Genomic DNA, 4,489 nt, shown 5'->3' on the forward strand with positions numbered 1-4,489 from the left:
TAGCTGCGCGCCGCCACCGCCTGCGCCGGCCTCGCGCAGCTCCGCCCGATCGGCGGCGCCCCCGAGACGCGCGACCGCGCGCTCTTCATGCGCGCCGCCACCTGGCCCGACGTGGTGCGCGACCGCCGCCAGGCCGAGCGCGCGCGGCGCTACCACCGCTCGTCCTGGCACTTCAGCGACACCTTCTGGCGCGCCGACGCGGCCGGGCGCCCGGTGCGGGTGCCCGAGCTGAAGCCCGGCCCCGAGCACGCGCTGGAGCGCATCGCGGTCTTCTCGGCGACGGTGCGCGACGCGCGCCGCCCGGCGCCCGAGCGCGCGGTGGCGCTGGCGTGGCTCCTCCACCTGGTGGGGGACATCCACCAGCCGCTGCACGCGGCGTCGCGCGTGACGCCGGCGTCGCCGCGCGGGGACCGCGGCGGCAACGACGTGCGCGTGGGGAGCGGGACGCTGCACTCCGTCTGGGACAACGCGCTCGACCGGTCGCCGGGGCGACGGCAGGGGGGCGGGCGGCGCCAGGGGGAGGACGCCCGGCTCGCCCGCGCCGACGAGTGGGCCGCGCAGCTGCCGCGGCGCTACCCGGCCGAGCGGTGGGCGCGCTGGGTGGCCGACACGCTCCCCGCGCACTGGGCGGGGGAGAGCCTGACGCTGGCGCAGCGCGACGTCTACCGCGACGTGGCCGACGGCATGCCGCTGACCCCCGCGTACCAGGCGTGGGTGCGGCAGGTGAGCGACCCGCAGGCGACGCTGGCCGGCTACCGGCTGGCCGTGCTGCTCGAGCGCCTGCTCGGCGCCCCGTGACGTGCCGGGGGACCGCGGGGTAGAGGAGGCATGCGACCGCTCCTGCTCCTCTCGATCCTGACCCTGGCCGCCTGCGACGACGGGGTCGTCACGCCCGGCGGCGAGCCGCTCCCGAACGTCGACGGCATCTGGGCCGGCAACGTCGCCGTCGCCCCCGCGCCCGGGGGGGTGGTGCTCGGCAACAACACCACGCGCCCCGTCGGCTACTTCGTCATCGAGCGCGAGCTGGCCACGCGCGCGCTGTGGGGGCCGTGCACCGCGCGCACCGGCTGCCCGACGGTGGCCGTGGGGGAGCGGAAGACGGTCCCCGCCTCGCAGATCTCGGGGGTCGAGGCCGGGAAGCGCGACGTCCTCGTCTACTGGTGGCACCTGGTCGAGGGGCGCGACGGCGCGCTGCGCCCCGACAGCATCCGCGCGGTCCCCGCCCGCGTGGGCGACTGACGGGTCCGGCCGGGGGGCGGTAGCTTCCCGCCATGCTGCTCCAGCGCTTCTACGACGTCCCGCTCGCCCAGGCGAGCTGGCTGGTCGGGTGCCAGGCGACGGGGGAGGCGCTCGTCGTCGACCCCGCGCGCGACCCGGCGCCCTACCTCGCCGCGGCGGCCGCCGCCGGGCTCCGCGTCACGCACGTGACCGAGACGCACATCCACGCCGACTTCGTGAGCGGCGCGCGCGAGCTGGCCCGGCGCGCCGGCGCGCGGCTCTTCCTGTCGGCGGAGGGCGGCCCGGACTGGCAGTACGCGTACGCGGCCGCCGACGGCGCGACGCTGCTGCGCGACGGCGACGAGATCGTCGTCGGCAACGTGCGCGTGCGCGCGATGCACACGCCGGGGCACACGCCCGAGCACCTGACCTTCCTGGTCACCGACGGCGCGGCGGCCGACGCGCCGATGGGCGCGTGCACGGGCGACTTCGTGTTCGTCGGCGACGTCGGGCGCCCCGACCTGCTGGAGCGCGCGGCCGGCCACGCGGGGACGATGGAGGCGGGGGCGCGCACGCTGTTCGCCTCGCTGCGGCGCTTCAAGCAGCTCCCCGACTGGCTCCAGCTCTGGCCGGGCCACGGCGCGGGCTCGGCGTGCGGCAAGGCGCTCGGCGCGGTGCCGACGTCGACGCTCGGCTACGAGCGGCGCTACAACTGGGCGCTGCAGGAGGCCGACGAGGGCGCGTTCGTACGCGCGGTGCTGGAGGGGCAGCCCGACCCGCCGCGCTACTTCGCGCGCATGAAGGCGGTGAACCGCGACGGCCCGCCGGTGCTCGGCGCCCCGCCATCGGCGCCGCGCCTCGAGCCGGCGCGCGCGCTGGCCCAGGTGGGCGGCGGCGCGACGGTGGTGGACGTGCGCCCGGCGGCGGCGTTCGCGCGGGCGCACGTGCCGGGGACGCTCAACGTGCCGCGCGGCGGGAGCTTCCTGACGTGGGCGGGGTGGCTGCTCCCGTACGACGCCGACGTCGTGCTGCTGGCGGCTGGCGAGGACGACGCGCGCGCCGCGGTCGCCGAGCTGTCGCGCATCGGGATCGACCGCGTGGCCGGGTGGTGCGCGGCCGACGACGCGCTCGCCGAGTGGACCGCGTCGGGGCGCGCGCCGGGGAGCGTGCCGCAGACCGACGTGCGCGCGCTGGCCGAGGACCTGCGCGCCGGCGCCGCGGCGGTGGTGGACGTGCGCGCCGCCCACGAGTGGGACGCCGGGCACCTCCCCGGGGCGACGCACGTGCCGCTCGGGCACCTCGCCGAGCATCTTGCCGAGCTGCCGCGCGACCGGCCGGTCGTGCTGCAGTGCCAGGGCGGCTCGCGGTCGGCGATCGGCGCGAGCCTGCTGCGGGCGCACGGGTTCACGAACGTGGTGAACCTCGCCGGCGGGTACTCGGCGTGGCGCGACGCGGGGCTGCCGATCGAGCGCGACGTGCCCGTGACCGTTTGAGACACGGAGGGACACGGAAACCGGGGGAGAGACGTCAGGCTCGAGTCTCTCCCCCGGTTTCCTGTTAATCCTGTCTACTTCTTCCCGGTCCGCTTCACGCTGAACGTGATCGTGCGCGCCGTCCCCGCGGCACCCGTCGCGCCGGCTCCAGCGAACGGGGTGGCGGTGAGCGTGTGCGACCCGTTCGCGGGCGTCCACGCGGCGTAGTTGCCGTTCGTGTCACCCGCCAGCGCGTAGGGCGCGGCGTCGTCGGTGCGGAAGTTCGCCACCCCGTCGAGCGCGAAGCGGACGCTTCCCACGGTCGCCGGCGTCGTGTTGGCGCGCACGTTCAGGTTGCGCGTCGGGAGCGCGTTGAGGTTGAGCGACGCGCCGTTCGCGATCGGGTCGTAGCCGGCGATCGGCTGGTCGGTGTCGGCGTCGATCAGCGTGAACGACGTCACCGCCTGCGCGGGCGGGGGCGGCGCCTCGGAGTACGCGAAGCGGTAGATCGTCCCGGTCGCGTCGTCGCTCACGTAGAGCGCGCCGTCGGGCGCCGCCGCGACGTCGACCGGGCGCCCCCACGACGACGTGCCGACGAGCCACCCCGCGAACAGGTCCTGCTGCGCGCCCGGGCGCTGCGCCGCCGCGTCCCACGGGAAGTACGCGACCTTGTAGCCGGTGGGCGTGCTGCGGTTCCACGAGCCGTGCAGCGCGACCGCCGCCCCCTCGCGCCACGCCATGGGCGCCGCGGTCCCCTGCAGGAACGTCAGGCCGAGCGGCGCCGAGTGCGCCTGGATCCCCTTGCTGACGCGCGTCGCCGTCGCGCAGTCGAGGCGCGAGCCGTCGGCGTTGGTCTGCACGTCGCGGTCGAACGGCATGTCGTCGAGCCCCGCCGGCGTGTCGGGGTTCGGGTTGCAGTACGGCCACCCGTAGTTGCCGCCGTCGACGACGCGCGTGAACTCCTCGGGCGGGTGGTCGTCGACGTAGGCCGTGAGGATCTTGCCGTAGTCGTCGGTGCCGTCGCCGGTGAAGTCCTGGTGGAACGGGTAGCCGATGTTGTCTCGGTTGTTCACCGCCGCCCACAGCGCCGACGTCCCCGGCACGAACGCCAGCCCCTCGGCGTTGCGCAGCCCGCGCGCGTACACGCGCATCGCGCCGCCGCTGGCCGTGTACTGCCAGATCGCGGCGCGCGGCGGGCTCGCGAGCACGTCGGCCGGGTCGGCGTTGGAGATCGACGCCACCGACACGTACAGCTCGTGCGCCGGCGACAGCGCGATGTTCTTCAGCTCGTGCCCGTACGAGCCGCCCAACTCGGGCGACCGCGCGCTCGGCAGCCCGGTGACCAGCACCTCGCGCCCCTGCCCGACGCTGTCGCCGGGCGTGTAGCGGTAGCGCGCGACCTTGTCCCCCTCGGCGACGTAGACCCACGTCTGCCCGTCGATCGCGTGGAAGACGACGTCGTGCGGGCGGTAGAGCCCCGACGCCCACGCGGTGACCGTGGGGTCGCCGCCGGCGCGCGCGCGCACGAGCCACACGGTCCCCGCGCCGGGGTTGGAGACGAGCAGGTCGCCGTTGGGCGCGACGGCCATGAAGCGCGCGCCGCCGACGCGGGCGTACACGCTCGCCGCCCAGCCGGGGGGGACGCGCAGCGTGCGCGTCGTGTTGAACGGCGCGGTGCGCATCGACGCCGGCACCTGCACGGTGACGCTCGTCGTGGCCGCGGGGGGCGCGGCCAGCGCGGCGCGGAAGCCGGCCGACGCGGCGGGCGGCGACGCCAGGGTCGCGGCGTCGCGCGCGTC

General features: G+C 76.7%; 4 protein-coding genes. 3 read left to right on the forward strand and 1 reads right to left on the reverse strand.

The features are described from left to right. The first annotated feature begins 87 nt into the window (after positions 1-87). From PYV61_RS21400 to PYV61_RS21410, 3 genes are read left to right on the forward strand one after another with little or no spacing between them, the layout of a single operon-like run. Positions 88-798: a S1/P1 nuclease gene (locus PYV61_RS21400; RefSeq protein ID WP_275835471.1), complete on the forward strand. Its 711-nt coding sequence runs from the start codon at positions 88-90 to the stop codon at positions 796-798. Positions 799-828: 30 nt separating this feature from the next. Continuing rightward, positions 829-1,239, forward strand: a complete 411-nt coding sequence (locus PYV61_RS21405; protein WP_275835473.1) for a hypothetical protein — start codon at positions 829-831, stop codon at positions 1,237-1,239. 32 nt (positions 1,240-1,271) lie between these two features. Then, a complete protein-coding gene (locus PYV61_RS21410) occupies positions 1,272-2,711 on the forward strand; it encodes a rhodanese-like domain-containing protein (RefSeq protein WP_275835475.1) in 1,440 nt (479 codons plus the stop codon). 74 nt (positions 2,712-2,785) lie between these two features. Here the strand turns inward: PYV61_RS21410 and PYV61_RS21415 are convergent. After that, on the reverse strand, positions 2,786-4,489 hold a 1,704-nt coding region (locus PYV61_RS21415; RefSeq protein WP_275835477.1), incomplete at its 5' end, for a hypothetical protein.

The organism is Roseisolibacter sp. H3M3-2 (assembly GCF_029211165.1).
Taxonomy (GTDB): Bacteria; Gemmatimonadota; Gemmatimonadetes; order Gemmatimonadales; family Gemmatimonadaceae; genus Roseisolibacter.

Excerpts from the sequence above, each read along its gene's own strand:
- PYV61_RS21400 (WP_275835471.1), top strand. The coding sequence starts at position 88 with ATGCGCGCCGCCACCTGGCCCGACGTGGTGCGCGACCGCCGCCAGGCC.
- PYV61_RS21405 (WP_275835473.1), top strand. The coding sequence starts at position 829 with ATGCGACCGCTCCTGCTCCTCTCGATCCTGACCCTGGCCGCCTGCGAC.
- PYV61_RS21410 (WP_275835475.1), top strand. The coding sequence starts at position 1,272 with ATGCTGCTCCAGCGCTTCTACGACGTCCCGCTCGCCCAGGCGAGCTGG.